This window comes from Peribacillus sp. SRI_006, assembly GCF_057586375.1.
The window spans coordinates 55,390-80,700 of the sequence record NZ_JBYCZT010000019.1 but is presented as its reverse complement, the minus strand read 5'-3'; the positions used below and the strand labels follow the sequence as shown (position 1 = coordinate 80,700).

Sequence of the window (25,311 nt, the reverse complement as noted above, 5' to 3'; positions counted from 1 at the left end):
ATCTTACGGACATTATCGTTTGTACTCGGCATTATAAGAATTGGAACCTGCGTGTACGGACAGTAAAGTATCAGCGTATCCCACTAGACGATTTATAAGTTCATCACAAATAGAGTAAACCAGCTGAAAATTTTCTTCCTCAAATAGAACAGGGTCATCCAGTATGACCGTTGTGTTAATGAACATATCTTTGTTTCCATATAGGTTGTAGTGAACGATAGCCTTTCCAGCAGCTCCCCCTGTACCAGGATCATTGAAGCCTGGTATGAATACGAACCATTCTTCTGCAGTAGCGGACCTGAAGTTTTTTGTGAAAGACATTCTCTCGGTTACCGTCATGATCTTTTTTAACTCTTTCGGATTCATATCCTTGATCTTGTTCATTCCATTGCCACCTTAAAGCCATGTTAATTATCTTCCGTTATATATTTTCCTTAAGCTTCCCATCCTATAAATATTATTATGAAATAGTGACCTTTTCCGAAGAAAATTAGCCTGAACCCACTTCGGATATGATGCTTCAGCTGAACTCGGACACAGCAAAAAGTGATATCATGATTCATTCATCATGGAACTGCTGCATATAAAAAATATTTTTGGGGTATCAAAAGAGGGAAGATAAATTCCCGGATTGGGTTGGACTGGTCTGGAGTGGAGGAGTTGCTCATGGAAAAGATGAATCGGGGAATTTTAACGGCGCTGTCGGCGATTGGCATTGCGCAAGGGCTGAAAATTTTAACGCATTATAAGCTAACGGGAAAGTGGGACTCGAAGCAGGCTTTCACAACGGGTGGCATGCCCAGTTCGCACTCTGCGGGAGTGGCCGCCCTGGCAGCGTATGTGGCAGCGAATAAAGGATGGCTGCATACGGAAACATCGCTTGCGACAGTGTTTGGCGTGATTGTGATGTATGATGCTCAGGGGATTCGCCGCCATACAGGCGAAATCGCTAAGCTCGTGAATGATCTTGAAGATAATATGGCCAAATTTTCCGGAGAGTTTCCGAGCTTTGAGTATGTTGAGCGTGAGAAGGAACTGAATGAACTGCTCGGACATCAGCCTGTGGAAGTGGGAGCAGGTGCGTTGCTGGGAGTTGCCCTTGGGCTTATTTCGGCTAAATTGGAGGATGGCAAGCCCTCAAAACCGAACGGCTGAAAACGTTGGGCAAGCCTTGACACTTTAGCTCTTGAGGTAAGTAAATAATTTGAATATAACAATAGGTTATTTTAAAACATGCCTATGTTATTAACATCGGCATACTCTCCAATAAAAATCGTATTATTGGATCCCGGTAGATTTCTAAATGACCTAAGCCTCTCTTCTTCTTAGAAAGGCTTAGGTCACTTTATGTGGAATTCAATTCTTCCGGGACATTTTCATTGCGAATGAATACATATCCGATCGGAATAACCCTTTATAATATTCTACTAAGTTACCATCAGAATCAAAAATCATTCGTTCTGTAATCAGTAAGCACATCGTTTCGGCTATACCCAAATGTTCTGCATCTTCTTTTGTTGGAAAGCCGCAGGTTATGATTTGTTCCGCTTCACAAAAGTCAATGTTTAATTCACCTTCGAGTGCATCATACAATACGGTTGTACTTAAATCGAATTTCGTCAATTTTTTTCCTAGGTCCAAAGAATAATAATGCAATTCAATGGCTATTGGGACATCCCCCTGTAACCGCAGCCTTTTAATATGGTAAGATTCATCCTCAAACCCATTTGCATCAGCTATATTTTCAGGTGTCATTACACGGCCATGATCTAGTAGTTTAATCCCCATGCTTTTAGTGGTTTCCGTAAAACTTATCATCTTAAGCCATTCTTGCACAGGTTTAAGGGAGACGAACGTTCCCTTCCCATGTCTCTTTTCCAATATTCCCTCACGAACCAGGATGGAAACGGCTTCCCGTACAGTGCTCCTGCTGACAGAATACATATCCATCAGTTCCCTTTCACTCGGGATTTTGTCTTTATAATAACCTTCCAAAATCTGATTTTCCAATATGGTTTTCAATTGAGCATGTAAAGGGATTGGATTTTTAAAGTCTAGCTCCATAAAATTTCCTCCAAACAGAAAAAGACATCGTAATGTTCGTATCAGTTCTTATATTGTAAACCAAATAGTTATAATATTCAAACATGCCAGCGTTCAATTTTTCCCTTAAATTAGGATTTTGTTGAGTTTCCAGCGTTCAAATACCGTTTTTCCTCGAGTGAATAAAAAAAACCTGAATAGCTCTATGTATTCAGGGCTTATCCTATATGCAACCTTCATCACATTTCAGGCATATATGAAGCTTATATATTAAATGATAAAGTACGAAATTATGGAAAGCAGCAAAGAGGTAATGGTCATGGCTAAAAGGGGACGCATGGCTTTTGTTCGCAGTGCTTGCAGGCTAACATTCAGTCCAAGACCGATCATGGCCATAGTCAATATAAATGTGGTCGCTTTGGAAATGCCATCCATTACGAGAGGTGAAACCGTAATATAACTTCCAAACACATAACTTCCTATTAGGCTCATGATTATAAAACCAACGAGGAACCATGGAAAATCAATTTTGGCATCATGGCCCATTTTCCCGGATGTTCGCTTTTTCATCCAATACATAAAAATGAAACATAAAGGAATTAGTAAAAAGACACGTCCCAATTTGGCGAGGAGTGCAATCGCTAGCGCATCTTCACCAGCCGGTGCTCCTGCCAAAGCAACGTGGGCGATTTCATGAAGACTGATCCCAGACCAGATTCCATAATCCAAAGCAGATAGCGGAAGGATCGGACGTAAAAGTGTATAAACAATGGAGAAAAGAGTTCCCATTAAAGCGATTATCCCGACGCCTATGGCTGTATCCTCTTCCTTCGCTTTCACGATTGGAGATATTGCCGCGATGGCTGCTGCACCGCATATCCCGGTTCCAACAGCAAGAAGAAGGGAAATGGAAGCATCTGCCTTAATCCACTTTGCAATCAGGACCATCACGACTATGGCGAATGTTACTGTCCCTATGTCACGTACCAATAATGGCAGTCCCTGATTGAAAATCACATCGATATTTAATTTCAACCCGTATAAAATAATGGCAAAACGCAAAAGTTTTTTTGCGGAAAATTCGATTCCCGTCCGGAACTTTTCTGGATATCCCGCAATTTGACGATATATCACGGCAATGATGATCGAGCATGCAAGTGGACCGATTCGATCGAATCCTGAAATCTTCGACAGCCCCAAGCCTAAGATGGCAATGAAAAAAGTGAAAGCGATACCGCTCAGCCACAAAAGCACCTTATTTTGAAGTGGGTTTTGCTGCACCTGAGGTGTTTCTTCCAATGGCTCATATTTTTCTAATTCCATACATTCCTTCCCCCTTTCCAGATAAACTAAATATCATCCCATCCTTTCAATCGTTTAAAAAAAATCGGTTTCTTCTAGATTAGGAAGTGAATTCCCTTTGATAAAATACTCGGATTCCTTTAAAAAAGGCAAGCTTGGATTTTGATTCGTCCATAATTCAGGAACCGCTAAAGTCTGGGAACGATGTGACCTTAAGGCACGGATCTTTTTCTTTAAAGTCCCTGCTATATTGACTTCTGTGACACTACCCGGCCCGTTTTCCTTTAACCATTCATCATAAAAAGCATGCCAAAGGACAAAGTACAAACTATGAACCTTAATAGCTGGAAATAATGGATCTGGATAAAAATCGGGATCACCGGAGTTTAAGAAAGCAAATGCGGCAGCACGGCCAATCGCACAATGGTCTGGATGCCCGCCGTATTTCTCATGGAATGTAATTAGTGCATCCGGCTGAACTTCACGAATCACCTTTACGATTCTCTCGGTTAATAAATCGAAGCTTTCAAATTCAACCGTTTTATCCCTTACGTTTAAAAATCGCAAATCACTAATCCCCAATTCTTCACAAGCTCTTTTTAACTCCTCCACCCTTAGTTTTGGCAATGCCTCCCTTGTTGTTACAATGGGATTTCCCATTCGTCTGCCCATTTCGCCTTTTGTCGCACATAGTAAAGTTATCTGAACACCTCGCTCAGACATTTTAGCAATGGTTCCCCCACACAGGAATGACTCATCATCGGGATGTGCCAGAACCACCAATAACCTTTGTTGTGATTGCATATTTCCTCCTGTTTTGGATTCCCCAGTTTTCCCACACTGTTAGACTTAATATGAAAAAATGGACATGGATGTCAAATCGGCTAGACATATCATGCCCATCTTCATTTTTTTCTTCTATATAGATAGCACCCTAAAGCTAATCATCTTTTGGTTAGCATAATTCACATAAAACGGATTTAACCGTTTCTATGACAAAGCGTAAATCTTCAACGGTCGAAGATAAAGGCGGTGCAATGATGAGTACATTACCATATCCAGGAACCGTATCACCATTACGTCCGATGATAAGACCCTTTGCCTTGCAAGCCCCGATTATTTTACCCATGAACTCTTCGGAAACAGGCGTTTTTGTCTTTTTATCTTCCACTAATTCAATGCCATATAAAAACCCAACTCCCCGAACTTCCCCTACTTTATCCAGGGCTGTCAATTCAAAGAGCGCGCTTAGTGTCGATTCACTAAGTTCAGATACTCGTTGAACGATGTTTTCATTTTCCAAGATTTCAATGTTCTTTAGCGCAACTGCGCAAGATGCAGGGTGGCCTCCATATGTTGACACATGCCTGAAATGATTTAAATTTCCGTTGTCTTTGAACTTCTCATAAATCCTGGAATTCACTGCCGTTGCCCCAAGTGGAAGATAACCGCTGGTCAAACCCTTTGCCATCGTAACAATATCCGGTTGAACCCCATCTGAGTGCATGAACCCAAACATTTTTCCGGTTCTTCCAAAACCTGAAACCACTTCATCCACAATTAATAGAACATCATGCTTCTTACAGATTTCCGAAATCCTAGTTAAGTATTCTTTTGAAGGAATAAGGACCCCGCCACCAGAGATGAATGGTTCAAGGATAACGCCCGCTACCGTTTCAGCTCCTTCAAAGTTAATGACCTGATCGATATATTCAGCTGCAAGCAAATCGGAGTTTTCAACGTTTTCCCCAAACGGGCTTCGATAACTGTACGGGGGTGGAACATGCAGGAAACCTGGAACCGCCGGATCATATTTCACTCTCCGATTAGCCTGTGCAGTTGCGCTGAGCGCGCCAAAAGTATTGCCATGATAAGCTCTATACCTTGAGATGAACTTGTATTTACCCTGATTTCCATTTTGGGAATGATATTGCCTGGCTATTTTAAAAGCTGTCTCATTCGCCTCGGAGCCGCTGTTCGTAAAAAAAGTTGTATAATGGCCCTTTAAATGTTCACTTATTTTTGCAGATAATTCGATTGCCGGCCTATGACTTAATGTTAAAGGGAAGTAAGATAAGTTAATCATTTGTTCATAGGCTGCCTGGGCAATCTCTTTTCGTCCGTGACCAAGGTTCAAGCACCATAATCCGGAGACACCATCTAAATATTTATCCCCTTTAGTATCAGTGAACCATGAGCCGGATCCTTCTGTAGCCATCATGGGAGCATCCTTCTCATTATAGCGATGCATCGCATGCCATAAATGGTCTTTATCCATTTGAACAAGGTCTTTCGTTTCAGTTTCCATCTTCACTTTTGAAACCCCCTTATTTTTCATCGAATGCAACTAAGTTAAGTTCCCATGCTGTTACAGATCCTTTTATGCGAATTGGTGGTGGTGCGATGACCCCAATCGTTCATCAGGGCATCGCAGCTGTCCTATCACCTTTTTTTATTTATCCCAGTTTTTATGATCTAAATGAGAATATTTTTCTAATACTCTAGTAGGCATTTTTAATGCATCTTTTCTAAATGGTGGAGCCAATTGTGTTCCATCCACTTGTATATCAATGACAGTAGGTTTGTTTGATTTTATTGCTTTTTCAATGACAGCGCCTAACTCGTCTGCTTTTTCCACCCTAATGCCTACAGCACCCATTGATCGGGCAACTTCTGCAAAATCAGGATTTTGGATATCGGCCCCTACAAAACGGTTATTATAAAAATCGACCTGATTCTTTTTCTCAGCGCACCAAGCATTATTATTGAAGACACAAGCTATGACAGGTATGTTTTCTTCAACGGCCGTGCTCACTTCATGTAAGCTCATGCCCCACGCGCCATCTCCAACAATGGCTATAACAGGCGTATTCGGCTCAGCTAATTTGGCACCTAGTGCGGATGGGTAAGCAAATCCAGTATTTCCGAATGTAAGCGCAGCGATATGCCTGCGTCCCTGATTGAATTTCAAGTAAGCGTTTGCAGTTGAAGATACATTACCGATATCTGTAGTAACGATGGCATTTTCAGGCAACACTTTTGTCAATTCCAATAGGGCCCGACGCGGATTGATCGGGGTTCCATCGATCATCGCAAGATTCACCAATTCTTCTTCCCATTTTTGTTTTTCATTCGTAACTTCTACTATCCGCTCTTTTTCTTGTTTTAGGTTTGGTTTATCAGCTTTCAACCGTTTCAAGATTTCACGACTCGCTTCGCGGGCATCTCCGATGATTCCCACTTCCACAGGGTGCGTCCTCGCTATTTGCCTTGGGTTAATATCAATTTGGATGATTTGCGCATCTTTCGGGAAATAATCAATGTCATAGCATGGTAACGTTCCAAATACCGATAATCTTGTGCCTACCGCCAATATGACGTCCGCTTTCTTAAGTGTATTCATCGCAGCCTTTGAACCCATGTAACCGATTGGGCCTACTGACAATGGATGATCAGCAGGAAAAGCATCATTATGCATATATGAGACAGCTACCGGAGCCGTTAAATATTCCGCCATATTCTTAATTTCCTCAATGCCATCTGAATCAACCGTTCCCCTACCGGAAATGATCACCGGATACTTCGCCTCGGCTAAAATTTCTGCCGCTCTATCCAAGGATTCAGAAGACCCGCAGCCCCTTTCATCCACGCGATATTGATGTGGTTGAAGGATTTGATCTTCCACTTCACCATAGAAGTAATCACGAGGGATATCGAATAAAACCGGTCCCCTCTCGGCATAGGCAATCCGAAATGCTGTCCTTAGGCAATCAGCGACCCGGCCTGGGTGTGTCACTCTAACTGTTTCTTTCGTGATTGCCTTGAAGATGGAAACCTGATCGCATTCCTGAAAACCATCCCATCCAACTGTTGGTGTACCAGCTGAAGGTGATATGACTACCAATGGAGTATGAGCTTGATTGGCCGCTGCGACAGAGGTGACCATATTCGTCATTCCAGGTCCGTTTTGCCCGATGACAACTCCAGCAACACCAGAGACACGACAATAAGCATCTTCCATATGTGCTGCACTTTGTTCATGGCGGACACCAATGAAACGAATGCCTGCAGTTGGCAATAAATCAAGCATATCCATGAAAGCAGATCCCAAAATTCCCGAGATATGTTTAACTCCCTCGGCCACTAATGTCTCAACGATGGCTTCACTTGGTGTCATTTTTACTTTCGTACCTCTTAACATTTTTGTTTCGACCATAGCACATTCTCCTTAATTAAAATTTATTTCTGATAATGACGTTGCGACGTCCGTACCAGTTATAAGATGTATAATACTACCATTATTCGTAACAGTCAATAAATAATTTGAATATTTCGAATTAAGTTAAAATCTCTGTCCAGCATAGGCACTAACACATGTATTTGACTCTTTTTTAACCAATAAATATATCCTTTTTTTCAGTCAATCTGTAGTTGATTCTATCGATGATCTCCAATAAATCACCTATTTCATCAATTACGAAATCGGCACCTGCATTCAAAAAACGGTTTTCTGCAGTTTTCATCCGTTTTTGCAGATCATAAGGGTCCATTTTACTGATTTCTGCTTCTGAAAGTCCGATTTCACTGCCGCCTTTCAATACGGCAACAGTCCACATTCCCGCAGAAATTCCTTCTTTGATATCACTGATCGTATCACCCACTTTAACGATTTTGCTGAGTGGATACACTTGGAGATTCATCGCCGTCTTAAAGCACATCCAAGGAGCAGGCCTACCTGAAGGCACTTCGGTGGACGCAACGATGGAATCGGGTTGATAGCCCCATTTTTCCGCCTCTTCTTTAACAATATCAATCATTTCACGAGTATACCCCGTTGTCGAACCGATTTTTATTCCTTGCTGCCTTAAACGGCTGACTAATTCAATTACCCCGGGTATTGGCTTGGCGTTATCCTTTAGAACCTTAAAAAGCAAAGCCTCAAAGTCTTTATATAATGAATTTAGATCTCTTTCGTCCGGTTCTTTCCCGAATTTAGCACTCCACAAATTAGAGATTCGTTTCATTTTCAGGAGTTCCATAATATGATCCATTTTCAATAAACCCATAGGTTCCCTTGCTTCCTTAATGGTAATATCAATCCCCCTTATCCTGAATATCTCGACAAATGCTTGGACAGGTGCAAAACAACCATAATCCACCGTCGTTCCTGCCCAATCGAATATCACTGCTTGAACCTCTTTGCATTCTTTTGCCCTTTCCAATCTATGCTCCCCTCCTCATCTTACCTCCTCCAAAATCACCAAACTTGCTAAACCAGGGTATAAAGAGAATTCAATTAACTTCTTCCAAAAATAACTGTAAATCTTCCTTTGTAGCTTCAGAGAGTCGTTTAATCTTTTCAAGGTCCTTTTCCGGATTCCCTGACTCCCCAATTAATGGGTAAAGGTTTTTCTCAATCCTTTCATACCAATCCGGGTATTCATCTTCCACTTGCTTTTCTATCGAATCCCAAATAGAACTCATATCTTTTCCCATTTCTTGAATTCTCTCTGGATCCGCTTCCGCACTTAATTCTGATTCCAATTCTTTTATGGAATGAATCACATCTCCGACACCTTTTTTAATGACCTCCGCATTTTGGGTTTCACCCGTATTTGATTCCGGATTTTCATTCATGACTGGACTTTTTTCTTGTTGAGCCTCGTCCGGTTCAGCTGAATTGCCGCAGCCTGACAGCAATATGGCTCCAAGGAAAACTCCACTGGTTATTACACGGTAAACATTCAACATAACAACCTCCTTCATGATCTAGAAGACATATGGCACCAAGCACTTATTGGCACAATTCTCTTTTTCTATTGGAATCATATTCTAGCTGATTAGTGAATTGAAGAATTTTGTCTGAGGAATTCCATAGAAGTAACCTTAAATTACACCAATGGTGTAGAGCCAAAGCTAAAACTTTTCAGAATTAGGGGAACCAGAAGCAATATTTAATTCATTCTCCAAATACTTCGCTTTTTTTCGCCGAATGAAAAAGAATGAACAAATAACGATCAAGCTAAATAGCATGGTAAATATGAACTGCGGACGCTGCGAATCGATAAAAGCCATTAATATTAACACGGAAATCATGGAAATGATGGTTGCATAAGTCAAATACGGGAATAACCACATCTTGATCTTGAATATTCCAGGATTCTCCTTCTCCATTCTCTTCCTTAATCGGAGATGGGAAACCGCAATGGCCAGATAAACAAGAATTCCGACTCCGCCCGAGGAATTCACTAAAAAGAAAAAGATTTTATCAGGTGAAACATAACTGAAAATGGTGCTGATAAAGGCGAATATAGTAGAGCCGACTACAGCAAATATAGGGACACCGTTCTTGCTCACTTTAGAAAATAGCTTTGGGGCGTCACCCTTTTGTGCAAGTGAAAATAACATGCGTGAACTCGTATATAATCCCGAATTCAAACAGGATAGCAATGCAATGAGAATCACTATATTCATGATCAGGGCAGCAGAAGGGATTCCCAGCATTTCAAGTACGGCGACAAATGGACTTTTCAGCAAAGAAGCCGAATTCCAAGGTAATAGCGTCACCAGTATGGCGATGGACCCGATATAGAAAATCAGGATTCGCCAAACCACACTATTCAATGCACTTCTAACTGATTTGACCGGATCACTGGTTTCACCCGCAGCAATCGCTGGTATCTCCACTCCAACAAATGCATGAAAAACGATTGCAACACCAACAAGCACAGAACTTAGACCATTTGGAATAAACCCGCCAAAGTTTAAAAGATTGGAAGTGCCAGGTGGTTTTATCGTTGGGATAAACCCTAATATCACGGCCACCCCCAGGCACAGGAATAGTATGATACTGATTATTTTAATGATTGAAAACCAGTATTCGAACTCACCAAACGATTTCACGGAAAAAATATTCGTCATTTTCAATAGGATGATCAATGATAGACTTATGACCCAGACGGGAACGGAAGGAAGCCAGCTGTGAATGATTGCTGCTCCAGCCGTTGCTTCCAAAGCGATTACGATAACCCAAAAGAACCAATATAACCAACCTGTTGTAAAACCGGCCCATTCACCTATCCCTTCTCTTGCATAAACCGCAAAAGATCCAGTATTAGGATTCACTGTGGCCATTTCCCCAAGCATCCTCATGACTAACACAACGATCAAGCCTGCCAAAACATATGATAATATCGCCCCGGGGCCCGTTTGACCAATAATGATACCGCTTCCTACGAATAAACCAGCGCCTATGACACCACTCAAAGATATCATCGTTAAATGTCTTTTTTTCAGACCTGGTTTCAGTTCTTCCTGTTGATGTTTCATACCCTCCACCAACTTTCAATAATTTGGGGAATCAACTAAGATAATCGCTACTTGAATGTAAAGCAGGCTTTTCAGCTGCCTGTCCTTTACACTTTCACAAAGATAGTGGGAACTGGAAACATGGCATTTTAAAAACAACACAGGGTATGACGCTATGAACTTAAGATTCTATATCACTAGTCCTCCTTCCTTAAGGCTATTTTGAAAGACGAAGCGCATCTAACATCACAACGTCATGATGTTAGTACCACTTTCTATGTGTATAATACACTCTGATTTTTTTAAAGTCAATTTAAAAATCAGAATATTTAGATAACAAAATGAACATTTTCAAATAAAAAACGATGTCCATTAAGTCTCCAATTTTAGTTATTTTACTTCATTTACCTTTGGAGTTTCATCCAACACACTTTCCGTAGCTGACGTTACTGCCTTCTGCTTTCTATCCAGCATTTTCTTTAAAAGATATGAAAAAAGCAATGTAAAAGCAATTCCCTTAACAATCGATGCATAACCATAAACCAGAAGGCCCAATATCAGTACGATAAGATTAATAATCCTTATTGTCGCAGCAATATCTATTTTTTCATTTTTGTGATGTAAAATTAAGGCAATCACGTCAAAGCCAACAGTGGAGGCATTTGCAGTTATACATAAATAATATCCTATCGCTATAAAAATCGACGAAATGAAAATCACTAAAACGATATTCATATCAAAATGAATGTTCAATGAATAAAAAAAATTAAAAAAAACCATATAGCTAATGGAACTTACGATCGACTTAAAAAAGTACTCTTTCCCTAGAAACACTAAACAAATGATTAACAGTAATCCTGTAACCAAATTGGCGAGCATGGCAATGTTATAGCCAAATAATGCATTCAATAATAATGCCGAGCTAGTTACCCCGCCATTGATGATTTCATTGGGAACGATTAAATAAGCATAGGCAAAGGTCATGGAAATGTTTCCTGCGATAATTTTCAATAAATCCTTCATACATTCTCACCATCCTGTTCGATATTTTGATAATGCTCTCCCCCCTAAATATATATTTATACTTGAACGATAATAAGATTCGAACCTTTCACCTTTCGATATTTTGGAATGTTATTACAAAGAATGCATTTTTCAATTCAAGTGATTACAATTATTCGCTAACCAGAATCCTCTTTCCTTCTAAATAAAAAAAATAAACCCCCCCTTAAAACTAGAAGATGTTCATGGTCTACTACCTAATCATTTAGACATTGCAGAGTTTATATTCAACTTATGTAACTTGTGATTAGTTGACAAAAACTTTGATTTAAATAATTTAAATTCCACAGATTGGACAAATAGAAGGACTTCGTCCCCTTACATAATCACATTGGTTAGAAGGCAAATGCAAAAGCATCCCCCCTAATCATTCCCAAAAAGTATTATCCCACAATAAAAAGCTGAGGGGGCTCCCCTCAACTTTTTATTGTTCCATTTATTATTTCCCAAGAAATGTTACTTTCAATAGGCTGTGATTATCCTTTTCATGTCACGGATAATGCTGACTCATCTTTCATAAGCCTTTTACGATAAACCATATTGGACAGCTGTACACTCACTTCATAAAGCACAAGTAAAGGGACGATAACCAAAATGTCCGAAATTATATCTGGAGGTGTAATCAGGATTGAGATGATGACCAGGACGAAATAAGAAATCTTGCGAGACTTTTTCAACACCGCTGGATTGATGATGCCTAATCTGGTCAGGAACATGACCACAAGCGGCATCTCGAATAAAATCCCGAAAGGTAAGATCAAATTAATCATGAAACGAAAATACTTTTCCGCAGTGAACATCATCTCGAACTGCCCGGCCGATAGGGAAGTTAGGAAACCCAGAACTATTGGAAACAACACAAAATATCCAAATGAGATACCTGTGATGAATAGAATGAACAGTCCGGGTATGAAGCGAAATGTAACCCTTCTCTCTTCCGGTTTCAAAGCTGGAGCCACAAAGCGCCATAACTGATAGGCTGCAAGCGGAATCGTTACAGCTATTGCGCAAACCCCAGCAATAATCATATATACCCATAGGATCTCACTCGGCCCGAGCACGGCAAGCTTTCCTTCCAAATCTTTAATAAGTAAATTATAAATATCCTGTACATATATGAAGCTCATTATGAAAAAGGCCACAAAGCCTATCAGTGTTTTAATGATTCTGCTTCGGAGTTCCTCCATATGCTCAATAACGTGTAAATCCTTACTCTCCACTTTCACTCCCCCTTTTTAGACATATTATTTGCCATATTGCAAATAGCGCTTCCTCTCTAACCCTTCTCATGAAAAGAAGCAGGCGAGTCTTTCCGCCCGCTCTATCTCATTTACTTCATCCCTCTTTTTTAACAGCTCTTAATGTAGCTTTATTCTCATTTTCTTCTTCTTTTTCTGTATCATTCACCAATCCTTTGGTTGCACTTTTGAATTCGGATAATGTCCGGCCAAATGCACGGCCTATTTCCGGCAGTTTGGACGGTCCAAAAATAATCAGTGCAATCACAAGGACAATCACCAAACCGGGTATTCCTATATTTGAAAGCATTCCTACTCACTCCTCTGTTCTTCTCATTTTTCTTCGCTACATTCCTGTCAAGCATCATAAGGATTCCCTATCAATTAGTCACTTTCCCCTGACTTTTCATTCTTTGTTTTTCATGTGCGCGATTATGGGCACGTGTCCGATCCTCCTCGACTTCGTTCGTTTTTTGTGCACCCTCCATAACCGCTGCTGATGCAACCTTTCGCAGCCCTGTTTGATCCTTATCAAAAACAAAGGATGCTCTTGTCGATATATCCGCACCTGGTTCTGTCACGAATGGGACTACACGGTAATCCGCCTTCCATTGTTCTGGTGTTACTTTGCACCGGACATATCCCCTGTAATCATTAAAGAACTTTATATGCGGATTCTGACTTAGTATTTTATCCGTGTCCGCACGCTTATCCGCACCATTTCCGCCAGATGTGATCGAAGTGCCGACAAACTCTACTCCGAAAATCTTTGAATTTGGATCATCGAAATCCGCCTTTAAATTGGCGGCCCAGCTTGCATGTACATCACCGGTCAATACGACCAGATTTTCCAGGTTGTTGCTTTTGATTACATCAATTAAGCGATTGCGTGCAGCCGGGTAACCATCCCAGGAATCCATGCTGAATTTTGGGGCGGTTGGTGTTCCATAATTCCGTTGTGCAAAGAAAATCTGCTGAGGCAGAACATTCCACTTCGTTTTTGATTTTGATAGATTGTCAGTTAGCCACTGTTCCTGCTCTGGACCTAGTAATGTCCGTTTCGGATCAAGTGACTCAGGCGTTTGCGGTGAACTTCCATCACCGTTTGCCTGATCATCCCGGTATTGACGCGAATCCAATACAAAGAAAGAGGCCAGGTCACCATATGTGAAATTTCGGTATAACCTCATATCCGCTCCCTTAGGCAAAGATGATTTGCGAAGGGGCATATGCTCATAGTAAGCCTGATAAGCGGCGGCCCTTCTCTTGATGAAAGCTTCTACCGATTGTCCTTTTTCAGGGATGACATTTGCATAATTGTTTTCAACTTCATGATCATCCCAAGTCACGACCCATGGGAAAGCTGCGTGTGCCGCTTTTAAATGGGTATCAGAGCGATATTGAGCGTATCTATTCCGATAATCTTCAAGTGTAATGATCTCTGGTCCACTATGTACACGGACATTACCTGTAGAAGAAACATATTCATTTGGTCCATATTCATATATATAATCGCCAAGGTGGAAGACAATATCCAGATCTTCCTTTGCCAAATGTTTATAGGCCGTATAATAACCATGCTCAAATTGCTGGCATGAAACAAACGCGAATGACAAGCTCGAAACACTTGAACCTATTGGCGGAAGTGTTTTCGTTTTCCCAGTCTGACTTACTTCCCCGCCGCTTTTAAAACGGTAAAAATAGACTTTATCAGGTTTTAATCCGCTTACTTCCACATGTACGGAGTGGCCAAGTTCCGGCCTGGCTATATCCTTGCCTTGCTGGACAATCTTTCGGAAATTCTCATCCTTTGCCACTTCCCATTTAACGGAAATGGCTTCTTTTGGCATTCCTCCTCCATTCAACGGATCCGGTGCCAACCTTGTCCATAAAACGACACTGTCCGAGAGCGGATCTCCTGAAGCTACACCGAGAGTAAATGGATAATCACTGAATTTCGGGGCAGCATTCACTTCAATCCCGCCCATTGATTGGGCAAGAGCAAGACCTAATGAAAGTCCGGCAAGCTTACTCGCTCCCTGGATAAAATTTCGGCGGTCCATATTCTTACCTAATTCGCTCCAATTCTTAATTAAATCATCCATTGCTCTTTCATTATTCATTGATCTTTCCCTCCTATTATTTGAATCTGGTTCAAGTATAGTATGGCCCTTTTAAAGGTGTATGAAGATGTGTAAATCAATAAATCAATAAATTAGGAATTTTTAGGCAGGTCTTATGATACCCATTGAATACAAAAAGAGTTTTGATTCACTCATACATTTACATAGCCCTACAAACTTTTACATATAACGACAGTCTTTCAGCCTAGTTCTCTTAACGAATCATTTATTTAATCGTTACAAATAACTTCAATAGGCTATTTTTACAATAAACCTTTAAAACTATAAGAGCCTAAAGAAGCCAGCGAAATAATGGAATAAAAGAAAGATCGCCATCTCTTGGTTGGATCCCACTACAGGAAGGAAACCTGAATTCAAAGGAAGGTTTAGATCATGGTTTTCTAAAATTGGACTAAAAATACTTCAGCAATAATTTTATGAGTGAATACTCACTTTCGGTTTAAAAACATCCTAATTTATGTAATAATAGTTTCATAACAAAAAAAGAAAGCACTTGAGGATTCTACATTGGAGAGTATGGAAGCATTATTTGAAAAAATTGAGATATTGAGGAAAGAACTAATAACCACCGGATTGATTTATGGATTTACTGCCCCAAAAACATTACATAAAAGCCAGGAACTAGATGAACTGTTGAATTTACTTACAAATGAAAAAGAACCAAATGATTTAGAATATGTCTAAAAACAGGTATGAACTAATACTTCATGGTTCTCTTACTTCTTATATTTTTCATGGACTCGTGGTCTAATTTTTATGTAATATCCGCTAAATCATTAGAGTAATTGTTAACATCATCACTCTTCCTAATTAAAAAGCATCCAAAATGAATGGATGCCTTTTTTATCAAAGATTCTTTTAAATGGGTCAACCTAATATTACCGCTGTGTTAATGATTCATTACTATTTTAGTGACTGAAATCCTTTCAATTCAGGGACAACATTGCTTATCTCCCTTCCTGTAACAACAGCAACGAGGTTCTTCGCCGCAAGCATGGCCATATCAAATCGTGTTTGATGAGTAGCTGAACCTATATGGGGCAGGGTTACCACGTTAGGCATGGCTAAAAGCGGATTGTCATGCGAAATGGGTTCCTTTTCAAATACATCCAAACCGGCTGCAAGAATTTCCTTATTTCGCAGTGCTTCTATGAGGGCCTTTTCGTCCACCGTCTGACCCCGGGATGTATTGATAAAGATCGCTGATTTTTTCATCAGTACGAACTGCTCCCGTCCCATAAGATGCCTCGTCTCCGGAGTATAAGGGACCATTAATAGAACGAAATCTGATTCCCGTAAAAGGTGATCTAAAGAAGAATAGGTTGTACTGAGCGTTTCCTCCACTTCGGATTTCCTTCGCCGATTATGATACAAAACTTCCATGTTAAAACCGAATTTGGCTCGTCTTGCAATAGATTCCCCAATCCTCCCCATACCGATGATGCCCAATGTTTTTCCATGAACATCAACGCCAAAGAGGGGTTCATCGCTTTTATTTCCCCACTTGCCATCCTTTACAAGCTTGTCCATTTCCGGAATACGACGGGCTGCTGAGAGCATTAAGGCTAAAGCTAAATCAGCCACGGTTTCATCGAGAACACCAGGTGTATTTGTACCAATTATGCTTCTCTTTTTCATTGCCTCCAGATCAAAGTTGTTGTAGCCTACCGAGATATTGCTGACAGCCTTTAGACGTGGTGCATGGTCCAGAAATTCATCATCTATTTTTTCTCCTGTGATGAGCAGTCCCTCCGCATCAGAAATTTGCTTTAACAGTTGGCTTCTGGTAATGGGTTCAGGGCCGTTCCATTTTTCATACTGGCAATACTTCGAAATAAATGCCTCTACCTCGGCCGGTACTGGTCTTGCTATATACACTTTTGGCTTCAATTTATTTCCTCCTCGATAATACTATTCTTGAATAGGATGTTTTACAATAAACCAATAGCAGATTGCTGCGCATCCGGCGATTAAACCGCCAGATATAAAGGCGAGAGAGTAAGAACCAGTTGTATCCACTATCATGCCTGCCACAACAGGGGAAAAGGCACCACCAAAATAACCGCCAAAATTCTGAATTGCTCCTACGGAAGCAACCATAGAAGGAGGAGCAATGTCGCCGGCGAGTGCCCATGCGCTGCCTGTAATGGCAGAAATAAAACAAAGAGCAAGGGTCAGTAAAAGTAAGGTAATAGCGAGCCCTTTAACAAGTGGAACTGCACACACAACAATAGCTGCCAAGATGGCACATATACTAATTAAGGCACGCTTTGCTTTAATAGGTGTAGTAATTCCCTTGTCGACCAATTTTTTAGTAAGATATCCTCCGAAAATATTGCCAAAGATTCCGCCAAGCCAAGGAATACCAGCATATATACCCATTTCTTTAAGTGAGACATGATGGACATCAAACAAATAAAGGGGAAGGAATACAAGGAAAATATTCCAAATCCAGATGGTACAGAAGAAGCCTAGAATCATCCCCCATACGCTTCGATATTTAAATAACGAACCCCATTTTATTTTTGATGATTGAATGCCTTGCTCCACTCCACCCCCTTCCGACTTAATGTATTCAAATTCCTCCTTGGAAAGTTTTTGGCTTTTTTCAGGATTTTTATAAAAAATAACAAAACCGATCGCGAAAATGATGCCGATTACACCCGTAATATAAAACAACGCTCTCCACCCAAAAGTCACCATAATGAAAACGAGAAGTGGCGGTGCAATGGCAGGTCCCCATTTGGAGGAAGAATCCCAAATTCCAGTTGCCAGGCCGCGTTCCTTTTTTGGGAACCAATACGATGTAATCTTAGCCATTGTAGGAAAACACGGTGCTTCACCCACTCCAAGTAAAATCCTTGCAGCAATAAATGAACCCATTTTATGAACGGCTCCCGTTAAAATGGTCGCACCACTCCACCAAATAAGCGCGATTGTATACACCTTTTTGGTCCCGAACCTATCGATCAGCCAGCCTGAAGGAAGCTGCATTAATGCATAACTCCAAGAAAAAAAGGTTCCCAATAACCCGATTTCGGTCACGCTTAGCCCGAGTTCCTTCATCATTTCGGGAGCTGCAATGGAGAGATTGGCACGATCTAGATAGTTGATTATTCCCCCAATCAATAACCAGATGACGACTGTCCAGCGAAATTTCCGGCCAAAATTTAATGGCTTTTCTTGCTTTGTTTCCATTCTTGCTTCCATACCTTATCCCCCCTTGTTATATAAAACGCCTAAATTGGCAGCGCTTCCAAAATAAGAAAAAGCCCAGTTCACTCTTGGAGAATATGTATATACAAGGAGGCTTTTGTTTTATAATATAAAACTGAGTTTTGGTTTTCTAACAAAAAAATAAAAAGATAATTCCTATTATTCTGTAAAGTATCGTATTATGAGGATGTGTGAATGTCAATCTTTATTCTTATTTTCAGGATTATATTCCTAGTAAATGTTATATACCAAGTGGGGAAAACTGATAGACGTTTTTTTAAGTAGTAAAATCTTAACAGACTTTATCCCACAACCCATTTCATTTCTATCTCTAGCTTTGCTGCCGGGATGGCTGAGATTCCATTCTATCTCTCAAAAATCTCGGGCAACGTTAAACGACGGTTAAGCTTTTATTATTTTTCTATAAGAAAAGCAAGCGGTCCTGATACATGTGGGCTGACCATATACGTACCTGTTAAGGCATCTGAAATCTACCAGATAAGTGGGATATTAATTGTTCGCTTGGCGCAACTGTATCCACTTTTCTATTGGACTTACTAAACCTTAATGAAAGCCGGGATGTTTAACGAAGATCCCATCCTTTCTCACTACATCTATATTTTTTGTCTCATTCTCCGCTCCTGACAGTGCATTGAGATACGCCAACTACTTCTCCTTGAGGATCTATTCATTGAATTTCATAATCTTTATTCCAACTTTGTTTTCTTCTTTTATTCTTTGTTTTCCGTTTATTCATTTAGATAATTATAAAATAATATATTATATTAATTTTTTATGATTGTAATTCCACTTATTGCTTGTGAATTAAACGATTGGTTCGTTCATTCAATAAGAAAAAGAGCCGTTGTAGCAGCTCCTTGTCCCCTCTTTCCCCCTTTTGGACCGAATGATAGAGGAATGTTTCTCCTACTCTTTTTTGACTCTTTGCAAGCGTTTGGCCTTATATTGTTCAAAATCCCAATTCGACAAAAATTCTTTTGCAGAAGTATAGCCTGATTTATAGAGAAAGTTGATTTCTTCCTCATTCAGTTCAAAATCCGTTGCATTGATGCCGCCTATAGGAATTTGAATCGTGCGTTCAATCGTTTCTTCGTTCATATGTCGTAAATCATGGGCTTGGAGCATCGTTTTAAATATATTTTTGAAAAGGTGGATGGGCGTTGGGATAACCCCGCCTATGTTAACTTCATCTTTCACAAAATGGAATCCGAATGTTGGAAAACGAGGATTGTCGGTATCAAATATCCATATCGGGAAGTTACTAAGTAAACCACCATCTAAAATGTAGGATTTTTTCCGGTCTTTTGATTTCCAAATAACCGGACGGAAGAAAAATGGTAAGGAGGCACTCATCATAACAGCAGTTGAAACTTTTAAATCAGCTGGAGACATACCATAGCGGTCCAAATCATCTGGCAAAATAAGCATCGTTCCATTCGAAACATCAGAAGCAATGATCTTCAACTTTCCATCTGGAAGATCCGCGAATGTCTTTATCCCTTTTTCCGAAAGAAGTGAATCCACCCATGTCTCCAAATAATCGTTTTTGTAAATCCCAAGATGAACCATGAGTTCCAAAAAGAAGCCCAAAATGGGAATTCGATTCAGAATTGTCCTGCCTCGTATCTTTGAGTAATTGATTTCACTAAACTGTTTTCTAATTTCATGGCTTTTATAGCCACTAGCCAAAAGAGCAGCTATTATTGCTCCTGCTGATGTCCCAGCAAGTCTTTCCCATTCGACATTTTCCTCTTCCATTGCTTGAATTGCCCCAATAAAAGCAATTCCCCTGACCCCCCCACCTTCAAAAACAGCATCTGCTCTCATTTTTTTCCACCTCTCGATAAGAGTTACTATCATATTAACAACATTTGAAAATAAAGTGAATTTTCACACTCCTGGACTCTTTGATGGCAATCAAACGTAATAACAATAGTAGGATAGCATCTATTATCATGGTATGTAGAAAACGAAGCATTTGCATGGACAAATTATCAGATTAGGAAGCAGCCTTTGATAAAGGAATTCTTTAAATGATGTCGAAAAGGATATGTAACAATTGAAGGAGTGAAAAAATGGAAAATAACCGTGCCAAGAAAATGTATGATTACCATGTTTGGGCTAATCAGCAAGTGTTCCAAAAACTAAAACAATTACCGGAAGGAGTCTATGGAGACACGATAAAAAGTGTCTTTCCATCAGTCAAGGAAGTCCTTGTTCACCTTTACGCAACAGATATTACCTGGTTGGAGATAATGAAAGGAAGCACAGTTCAAGAAACTTTTAAGAAAGTTGAACAGAAGCGGAAAGAAGTGGAAGGAATCACATTAAATGAACTGGAATCCTCATATGATGAACTTGCAAAGGATTACGACAATTTCCTTACTTTGCAACCTGATCTTGAACGGACCATTGTAACCGAACATCCGAAAATGGGGGCTTGTGAGTTTGTACTTGCCGATCTCATCCATCATGTAGTGAATCATGGGACCTATCATCGCGGTAATGTATCAGCGATGCTCCATCAACAAGGCGAAAATGGCACACCTACAGATTATGTTTTTTACTGTTTAAAATAAGCTGTTTGACAATCTATAAGAGTTGCAGTAACATTTCCGCTCATTCCAGATGAAAGCCGATGGTCCTCTTGCAAAGGAATCATCGGCTTTATTAGGATGATTATAATTCATACGCCCGTAGAATGGTATATTCAGTAAATACAACTGCCTTCTATATATGTTACATGACCTTTAAAGTTTTATCCGTTGAAGGCGAAGTGCATTCAATACAACTGACACTGAACTGAAGGCCATGGCAGCACCCGCTAACCACGGGGCAAGAAGTCCGATGGCCGCAATTGGTATTCCGATTACATTATAGGCAAAAGCCCAGAATAGGTTTTGTTTGATGTTTTTCATCGTCTTCCTGCTCATGAGGATGGCATCTGCAATACTGTTCAAATCACCCCGGATCAAAGTGATATCGGCAGCTTCCATGGCTATGTCCGTCCCGGTTCCTATTGCCATTCCTATATCGGCTAGTGCCAGCGCGGGCGCATCATTTATCCCATCGCCGACCATTGCCACTGTTTTACCTGCGGCCTGCAGTTTTTTCACTTCTTCCGCTTTCCCTTCAGGTAGGACTTCTGCGATTACATGGTCAATGCCAACTTGATGTCCGATGGCATTTGCAGTTCTTTGATTATCCCCGGTTATCATGATGACCTGGATATCCATTGCTTTTAACCTTTTAATCGCCTCAAGCGAGCTTTCTTTTATCGTATCCGCAACAGCAATGAGTCCGGCATATTCCCCTTCAATGCTAGCGAGCATTGCAGTCTTCCCTTGCTCTTCAAATTCTTCCATCGCTGTTAGCGCCTTAGTGATATCCACGTTATTTTGCTTCATCAATTTACGGGTTCCGATGAATATCACTTTTTGATCCGCCACAGCTCTAATCCCGTACCCAGGCATCGCTTCAAATTCCTCAACCGCTGCAAGTGAAATCTGTCTTGCTTGGATTCCTTGAACGATTGATTGAGCAAGAGGGTGTTCAGATTGTTTTTCAGCTGCACCGATTAATGATAAAAACTGTTCTTCCTCCATACCATTCTCAATGAGGACATCTGTCAACACAGGGGTACCATTCGTTACCGTTCCCGTTTTATCCAAGATGACCGTATCGATATGGTGGGTGGTTTCCAGATGTTCCCCGCCTTTAAATAAGATGCCGAATTCGGCAGCCCTTCCAGACCCTGCCATGATAGAGGTGGGAGTGGCCAGGCCTAAAGCACATGGGCAGGCTATGACTAGCACTGCAATCATCGCTTCAAAAGCAGGTGTGAATTCTCCAGGGTTAACCCAAATCATCCAAACCAGAAAAGTTAAAAGAGCAATTCCGACAACAATGGGAACGAAAACACCGGAAATTTGGTCAGCAAGCCGTTGAATCGGCGCTTTCGAACCTTGAGCATCTTCGACGACTTTGATGATTTGGGAAAGAGCTGTATCCCTTCCTATATTCGTCGCTTTCATTTTGATAAACCCATTCTTATTCAATGTTGAACCGATAACAGTATCCCCGTTTGTTTTATCGACCGGAATGCTCTCACCCGTTAACATGGATTCATCGACGGCAGAGTTCCCCTCGATTACCTTGCCATCGACAGGGATCTTCTCACCCGGCTTCACCAAAATCGTATCCCCTACGATGACTTCTTCAAGTGGTATTTCCCGTTCCTCCCCATTTCTTAAAACCAATGCCGTTTTGGCCTGAAGCCCCATCAATTTTTTGATGGCCTCGGAAGAACGTCCTTTTGCCTTTGCTTCAAACAGCTTCCCCAAAAGAATGAGGGTGATAAGAATTGAACTGGTTTCGAAATAAAGTTGTGCCGTATTGTGATGCGACCCCATCGAAATGATCGCCTGATAGACACTGTAAAAATAGGCAGCGGATGTTCCCATCGCGACTAATACATCCATATTGGCACTTTTATTTCTCAAGGCTTTATAAGCTCCAACATAGAACTGCTTTCCAATCAAAAATTGAACGGGGGTTGCGAATGCCATCTGCACCCAAGGATTCATGAGGAAATCAGGCATATAGATAAACGAAGTAAAACTAAAATGGCTTACCATCGCCCATAACAATGGAAAAGATAAAATGACCGAAAAGATGAATGTATTCTTTTGTTTTTGTATTTCTTTTTGACGGAAATTCACGGATTCCGCTTTATCTTCCTTGATGATCGCCCCATACCCCAGCTTCTCAACCCGTTGAATGATATCAATTGGGGAAGCTTGGGAAGGATCATATTCGACGGTCGCATTTTCAAGCGCTAGATTGACATTAGCCATGCTCACCCCATCCATCTTATTTAACCCTTTTTCTATTCGGTTAGCACAGGCAGCACAGGTCATGCCAGTAATCGTAAATTCCTTTTTCTCTTTTACTACAGCATAGCCAAGATCTTGAATTTTCTTTTCAAAGTCCTGATTGCTTACTTTTTCCGAATCATATTTAATAACCGATTTCTCAAGTGCCAAATTAACGGTGGCTTCCTCAACGCCTTCCATTTTGTTTAACCCTTTTTCAATTCGGTTTGCACAGGCAGCGCAAGTCATTCCAGAAATCTGTAAACTTGTTTCTTTTATTTGGCTGCTCACTTCATCCCGCCTCCCTATACCGCTATGGGGTATATTTCTTTGTAAAAAAGAAGTGCTTAACAGCACTCTCATAACTTACTCGACATCGTAGCCTTGATCATCGATTGTTTCTTTTATTTTCTCAAGTGATACTTTTTCCTTGTCAAACGCTACATCTACTTTTCCTGCATCCAAATGCACCTTTACGCTTTCAACACCTGCAAGTTTGGCTACATTCCCTTCAACTGCATTCACACAATGACCACAAGACATTCCACTAACATTCAATGTTACATTTTCCATTTTATCCACTGCTCCTTTATTTTTTCATTAATTTTTGTATCGTTACAAGCACTTCATCTATAACCTCTGTATCCCCTTCATTCAGGCGTTCCACCACACAATTCCTTAGATGGCCTTCCAATAAAATCTTGGCCACACTATTCATCGCGCTTTGTGTAGCTGCTATTTGGGTGATCACATCATCACAGTACGTATCTTTTTCAATAAGACCCTTTATACCGCGAATTTGACCTTCAATTCGATTTAACCGGGTCGTTAAGTTCTTTTTTACTGCTTCTGAGTGATGACTCTTTCGGCCGTGGGAAGAGGTCGTACAGCATTCTTCTTCATTCACCGCATCTTGACCATTCATCATTTCATCCATTTGCCCATCCCTCCTCAAAATTAAATATACCATACCCCACTACCCTATGCAAAGAGAAAGATTTATGTTCATTATTTCCTGCATTTTTAGTTCAATATTCATGTCATTGGGATTTGGCCTTTCTTTATAGTAAAACTTTCACACAAAACAGTAGGGAGTAGCCGTCCATCCATTTTGGAGTTTTAACATTAACCATGACCAAGATATGCTTCACTATCAATCAATTGTAATTGATGCTGCCTTATCAATTCTATTAATAACTCACTATATATTTTCTCGCCGGCTTCATTTTCTATTGTACTATACCCTGCTTCCTGTAATGCTGTCGCCTGCTCCAAATACGTTTTGGCAGAAAATAAACCATTTTTTTCATATCGGGGATTTTCAGTTAAAAAGACTGAATGATCTTGGAGTGAATCGGAAATCGTATCATACACTCTAAAATCAGCTTGAATATTCTCTTCATGAAATTCACTCGTACTAATATTTGCCGACTTGCCATCCCAGTTATAACTTTTAATCCCAAATATATTGTTATACCTCACTGACAATTCTGATTTTCCCCACCCGGATTCCAATATAGCTTGTGCTATTGTAATGGAAGGAAGAATACCATATTCTTTATAATTATCAATGGCCCCCTCTTTTATGCTGGAAATGAAACTCACTTGCAAGCTGTCTTTATTTTCCAAGTTCGAGCTCGAACCCTCGGAATTTAAATATTTCAAATATGCATTGACTTCTTTTTTTTGTTTTTCACTATAAGCTAATGCTTCAATCACTTCATCGATCTCTTTCAATCGATATTGAGTTTCCTTCTTCTCAATAAACAGATTTGCCGTCTTTTCTATTTCTTGCTTTGTCATTGTATCAGGTACATATTCAACACTCGCAATGGCAGCTACGTCTTTCCAATTCACTTGTACTTTCCCAATACTTGTTTCGTCAACAACATTTTGAATTTCTTTCATTTTTTCTGAAGAAATCAAGTTTTTATCATATAATTTCATAAAACACAGAGCCGCTAACAAAATCAATGTAAAAAATATAATTTTTCCTAATCTTGCTCGTTTCACTTTTTTTCCCCTTTTCATGTGTTATTTGGAACATCGAAAGTCCATCTCTGATTTATATAGTACCTTCCATATGTCACAAAAGTATGAAAA

23 protein-coding genes are annotated in these 25,311 nt (G+C 40.3%); 3 read left to right on the top strand and 20 right to left on the bottom strand.

Annotated features, from left to right (window positions below):
• Positions 1 to 12: 12 nt before the first annotated feature.
• Positions 13 to 366, bottom strand: a complete 354-nt coding sequence (locus AC2YHV_RS23705; protein ID WP_095679613.1) for a hypothetical protein — start codon at positions 364 to 366, stop codon at positions 13 to 15.
• A gap of 300 nt (positions 367 to 666) precedes the next feature.
• Between AC2YHV_RS23705 and AC2YHV_RS23700 the strand changes: the two genes are divergently transcribed.
• Complete coding sequence (locus tag AC2YHV_RS23700) at positions 667 to 1,155, top strand: divergent PAP2 family protein (protein ID WP_034312708.1); 489 nt, start codon at positions 667 to 669, stop codon at positions 1,153 to 1,155.
• 201 nt (positions 1,156 to 1,356) lie between these two features.
• Here the strand turns inward: AC2YHV_RS23700 and AC2YHV_RS23695 are convergent, their stop codons facing one another.
• From AC2YHV_RS23695 to AC2YHV_RS23640, 12 genes are all read right to left on the bottom strand, one after another.
• A complete protein-coding gene (locus tag AC2YHV_RS23695; RefSeq protein ID WP_034312712.1) occupies positions 1,357 to 2,064 on the bottom strand; it encodes a GntR family transcriptional regulator in 708 nt (235 codons plus the stop codon).
• A gap of 249 nt (positions 2,065 to 2,313) precedes the next feature.
• On the bottom strand, positions 2,314 to 3,366 hold the full coding sequence (locus AC2YHV_RS23690; RefSeq protein WP_063576545.1) for a YeiH family protein: 1,053 nt from the start codon (positions 3,364 to 3,366) through the stop codon (positions 2,314 to 2,316).
• A gap of 54 nt (positions 3,367 to 3,420) precedes the next feature.
• Positions 3,421 to 4,149 (bottom strand): PIG-L family deacetylase, encoded by a 729-nt coding sequence (locus AC2YHV_RS23685; protein ID WP_487374321.1) that lies wholly within the window; start codon positions 4,147 to 4,149, stop codon positions 3,421 to 3,423.
• 151 nt (positions 4,150 to 4,300) lie between these two features.
• A complete protein-coding gene (locus AC2YHV_RS23680; protein WP_487374329.1) occupies positions 4,301 to 5,653 on the bottom strand; it encodes an aminotransferase in 1,353 nt (450 codons plus the stop codon).
• A gap of 144 nt (positions 5,654 to 5,797) precedes the next feature.
• On the bottom strand, positions 5,798 to 7,561 hold the full coding sequence (xsc, locus tag AC2YHV_RS23675; protein ID WP_487374320.1) for a sulfoacetaldehyde acetyltransferase: 1,764 nt from the start codon (positions 7,559 to 7,561) through the stop codon (positions 5,798 to 5,800).
• A gap of 175 nt (positions 7,562 to 7,736) precedes the next feature.
• Positions 7,737 to 8,567, bottom strand: coding sequence for a phosphonoacetaldehyde hydrolase (gene phnX / locus AC2YHV_RS23670; RefSeq protein ID WP_487374319.1), 831 nt, complete (start codon positions 8,565 to 8,567; stop codon positions 7,737 to 7,739).
• Between the two features lie 70 nt (positions 8,568 to 8,637).
• Positions 8,638 to 9,096: a hypothetical protein gene (locus tag AC2YHV_RS23665; RefSeq protein WP_145505936.1), complete on the bottom strand. Its 459-nt coding sequence runs from the start codon at positions 9,094 to 9,096 to the stop codon at positions 8,638 to 8,640.
• Between the two features lie 165 nt (positions 9,097 to 9,261).
• Positions 9,262 to 10,674 carry an amino acid permease gene (locus AC2YHV_RS23660; RefSeq protein WP_487374318.1) on the bottom strand — a complete coding sequence of 471 codons (1,413 nt, stop codon included), beginning with the start codon at positions 10,672 to 10,674 and terminating at the stop codon, positions 9,262 to 9,264.
• A 369-nt stretch (positions 10,675 to 11,043) separates the two neighbouring features.
• Positions 11,044 to 11,676, bottom strand: coding sequence for a YitT family protein (locus AC2YHV_RS23655; RefSeq protein WP_487374317.1), 633 nt, complete (start codon positions 11,674 to 11,676; stop codon positions 11,044 to 11,046).
• 524 nt (positions 11,677 to 12,200) lie between these two features.
• Positions 12,201 to 12,935: a twin-arginine translocase subunit TatC gene (gene tatC, locus AC2YHV_RS23650; protein ID WP_487374316.1), complete on the bottom strand. Its 735-nt coding sequence runs from the start codon at positions 12,933 to 12,935 to the stop codon at positions 12,201 to 12,203.
• A 115-nt stretch (positions 12,936 to 13,050) separates the two neighbouring features.
• Entirely contained in the window at positions 13,051 to 13,263 is a 213-nt protein-coding gene (locus tag AC2YHV_RS23645; protein ID WP_487374315.1) for a twin-arginine translocase TatA/TatE family subunit, read from the bottom strand.
• Between the two features lie 70 nt (positions 13,264 to 13,333).
• On the bottom strand, positions 13,334 to 15,076 hold the full coding sequence (locus AC2YHV_RS23640) for an alkaline phosphatase D family protein (protein WP_487374314.1): 1,743 nt from the start codon (positions 15,074 to 15,076) through the stop codon (positions 13,334 to 13,336).
• A gap of 537 nt (positions 15,077 to 15,613) precedes the next feature.
• Here AC2YHV_RS23640 and AC2YHV_RS23635 point away from each other — a divergent pair.
• On the top strand, positions 15,614 to 15,781 hold the full coding sequence (locus AC2YHV_RS23635) for an aspartyl-phosphate phosphatase Spo0E family protein (RefSeq protein WP_082352106.1): 168 nt from the start codon (positions 15,614 to 15,616) through the stop codon (positions 15,779 to 15,781).
• A 219-nt stretch (positions 15,782 to 16,000) separates the two neighbouring features.
• Here AC2YHV_RS23635 and AC2YHV_RS23630 read toward each other — a convergent pair whose 3' ends face one another.
• The 3 genes from AC2YHV_RS23630 to AC2YHV_RS23620 all read right to left on the bottom strand — a co-directional run bounded on the left by AC2YHV_RS23630 (position 16,001) and on the right by AC2YHV_RS23620 (position 20,161).
• Positions 16,001 to 16,987: a 2-hydroxyacid dehydrogenase gene (locus tag AC2YHV_RS23630; RefSeq protein ID WP_268937878.1), complete on the bottom strand. Its 987-nt coding sequence runs from the start codon at positions 16,985 to 16,987 to the stop codon at positions 16,001 to 16,003.
• 21 nt (positions 16,988 to 17,008) lie between these two features.
• On the bottom strand, positions 17,009 to 18,307 hold the full coding sequence (locus AC2YHV_RS23625; RefSeq protein ID WP_095679598.1) for an MFS transporter: 1,299 nt from the start codon (positions 18,305 to 18,307) through the stop codon (positions 17,009 to 17,011).
• Positions 18,308 to 19,240: 933 nt separating this feature from the next.
• On the bottom strand, positions 19,241 to 20,161 hold the full coding sequence (locus AC2YHV_RS23620) for a patatin-like phospholipase family protein (RefSeq protein WP_057276006.1): 921 nt from the start codon (positions 20,159 to 20,161) through the stop codon (positions 19,241 to 19,243).
• Between the two features lie 248 nt (positions 20,162 to 20,409).
• Between AC2YHV_RS23620 and AC2YHV_RS23615 the strand changes: the two genes are divergently transcribed.
• Positions 20,410 to 20,913, top strand: a complete 504-nt coding sequence (locus AC2YHV_RS23615; RefSeq protein ID WP_487374313.1) for a DinB family protein — start codon at positions 20,410 to 20,412, stop codon at positions 20,911 to 20,913.
• A gap of 171 nt (positions 20,914 to 21,084) precedes the next feature.
• Here AC2YHV_RS23615 and AC2YHV_RS23610 read toward each other — a convergent pair whose 3' ends face one another.
• From AC2YHV_RS23610 to AC2YHV_RS23595, 4 genes are all read right to left on the bottom strand, one after another.
• Positions 21,085 to 23,499, bottom strand: coding sequence for a heavy metal translocating P-type ATPase (locus tag AC2YHV_RS23610; protein WP_487374312.1), 2,415 nt, complete (start codon positions 23,497 to 23,499; stop codon positions 21,085 to 21,087).
• A gap of 75 nt (positions 23,500 to 23,574) precedes the next feature.
• Positions 23,575 to 23,781, bottom strand: a complete 207-nt coding sequence (gene copZ, locus AC2YHV_RS23605) for a copper chaperone CopZ (protein ID WP_057276009.1) — start codon at positions 23,779 to 23,781, stop codon at positions 23,575 to 23,577.
• 16 nt (positions 23,782 to 23,797) lie between these two features.
• Entirely contained in the window at positions 23,798 to 24,136 is a 339-nt protein-coding gene (locus AC2YHV_RS23600; RefSeq protein ID WP_231892270.1) for a metal-sensitive transcriptional regulator, read from the bottom strand.
• Positions 24,137 to 24,333: 197 nt separating this feature from the next.
• Complete coding sequence (locus AC2YHV_RS23595) at positions 24,334 to 25,221, bottom strand: glycoside hydrolase family 73 protein (protein WP_487374311.1); 888 nt, start codon at positions 25,219 to 25,221, stop codon at positions 24,334 to 24,336.
• Positions 25,222 to 25,311 lie beyond the last annotated feature (90 nt).

Bases quoted from the DNA above. Each gene is read 5' to 3' on its own strand.
- AC2YHV_RS23705 (WP_095679613.1), bottom strand. From the start codon at position 366: ATGAATCCGAAAGAGTTAAAAAAGATCATGACGGTAACCGAGAGAATG.
- AC2YHV_RS23660 (WP_487374318.1), bottom strand. From the start codon at position 10,674: ATGAAACATCAACAGGAAGAACTGAAACCAGGTCTGAAAAAAAGACAT.
- AC2YHV_RS23685 (WP_487374321.1), bottom strand. From the start codon at position 4,149: ATGCAATCACAACAAAGGTTATTGGTGGTTCTGGCACATCCCGATGAT.
- xsc (WP_487374320.1), bottom strand. From the start codon at position 7,561: ATGGTCGAAACAAAAATGTTAAGAGGTACGAAAGTAAAAATGACACCA.
- AC2YHV_RS23635 (WP_082352106.1), top strand. From the start codon at position 15,614: ATGGAAGCATTATTTGAAAAAATTGAGATATTGAGGAAAGAACTAATA.
- AC2YHV_RS23645 (WP_487374315.1), bottom strand. From the start codon at position 13,263: ATGCTTTCAAATATAGGAATACCCGGTTTGGTGATTGTCCTTGTGATT.
- AC2YHV_RS23690 (WP_063576545.1), bottom strand. From the start codon at position 3,366: ATGGAATTAGAAAAATATGAGCCATTGGAAGAAACACCTCAGGTGCAG.
- AC2YHV_RS23695 (WP_034312712.1), bottom strand. From the start codon at position 2,064: ATGGAGCTAGACTTTAAAAATCCAATCCCTTTACATGCTCAATTGAAA.
- AC2YHV_RS23665 (WP_145505936.1), bottom strand. From the start codon at position 9,096: ATGTTGAATGTTTACCGTGTAATAACCAGTGGAGTTTTCCTTGGAGCC.
- AC2YHV_RS23615 (WP_487374313.1), top strand. From the start codon at position 20,410: ATGGAAAATAACCGTGCCAAGAAAATGTATGATTACCATGTTTGGGCT.
- AC2YHV_RS23625 (WP_095679598.1), bottom strand. From the start codon at position 18,307: ATGGAAGCAAGAATGGAAACAAAGCAAGAAAAGCCATTAAATTTTGGC.
- AC2YHV_RS23600 (WP_231892270.1), bottom strand. From the start codon at position 24,136: ATGATGAATGGTCAAGATGCGGTGAATGAAGAAGAATGCTGTACGACC.
- AC2YHV_RS23655 (WP_487374317.1), bottom strand. From the start codon at position 11,676: ATGAAGGATTTATTGAAAATTATCGCAGGAAACATTTCCATGACCTTT.
- AC2YHV_RS23680 (WP_487374329.1), bottom strand. From the start codon at position 5,653: ATGGAAACTGAAACGAAAGACCTTGTTCAAATGGATAAAGACCATTTA.
- AC2YHV_RS23700 (WP_034312708.1), top strand. From the start codon at position 667: ATGGAAAAGATGAATCGGGGAATTTTAACGGCGCTGTCGGCGATTGGC.
- AC2YHV_RS23620 (WP_057276006.1), bottom strand. From the start codon at position 20,161: ATGAGAGCAGATGCTGTTTTTGAAGGTGGGGGGGTCAGGGGAATTGCT.
- copZ (WP_057276009.1), bottom strand. From the start codon at position 23,781: ATGGAAAATGTAACATTGAATGTTAGTGGAATGTCTTGTGGTCATTGT.
- AC2YHV_RS23640 (WP_487374314.1), bottom strand. From the start codon at position 15,076: ATGAATAATGAAAGAGCAATGGATGATTTAATTAAGAATTGGAGCGAA.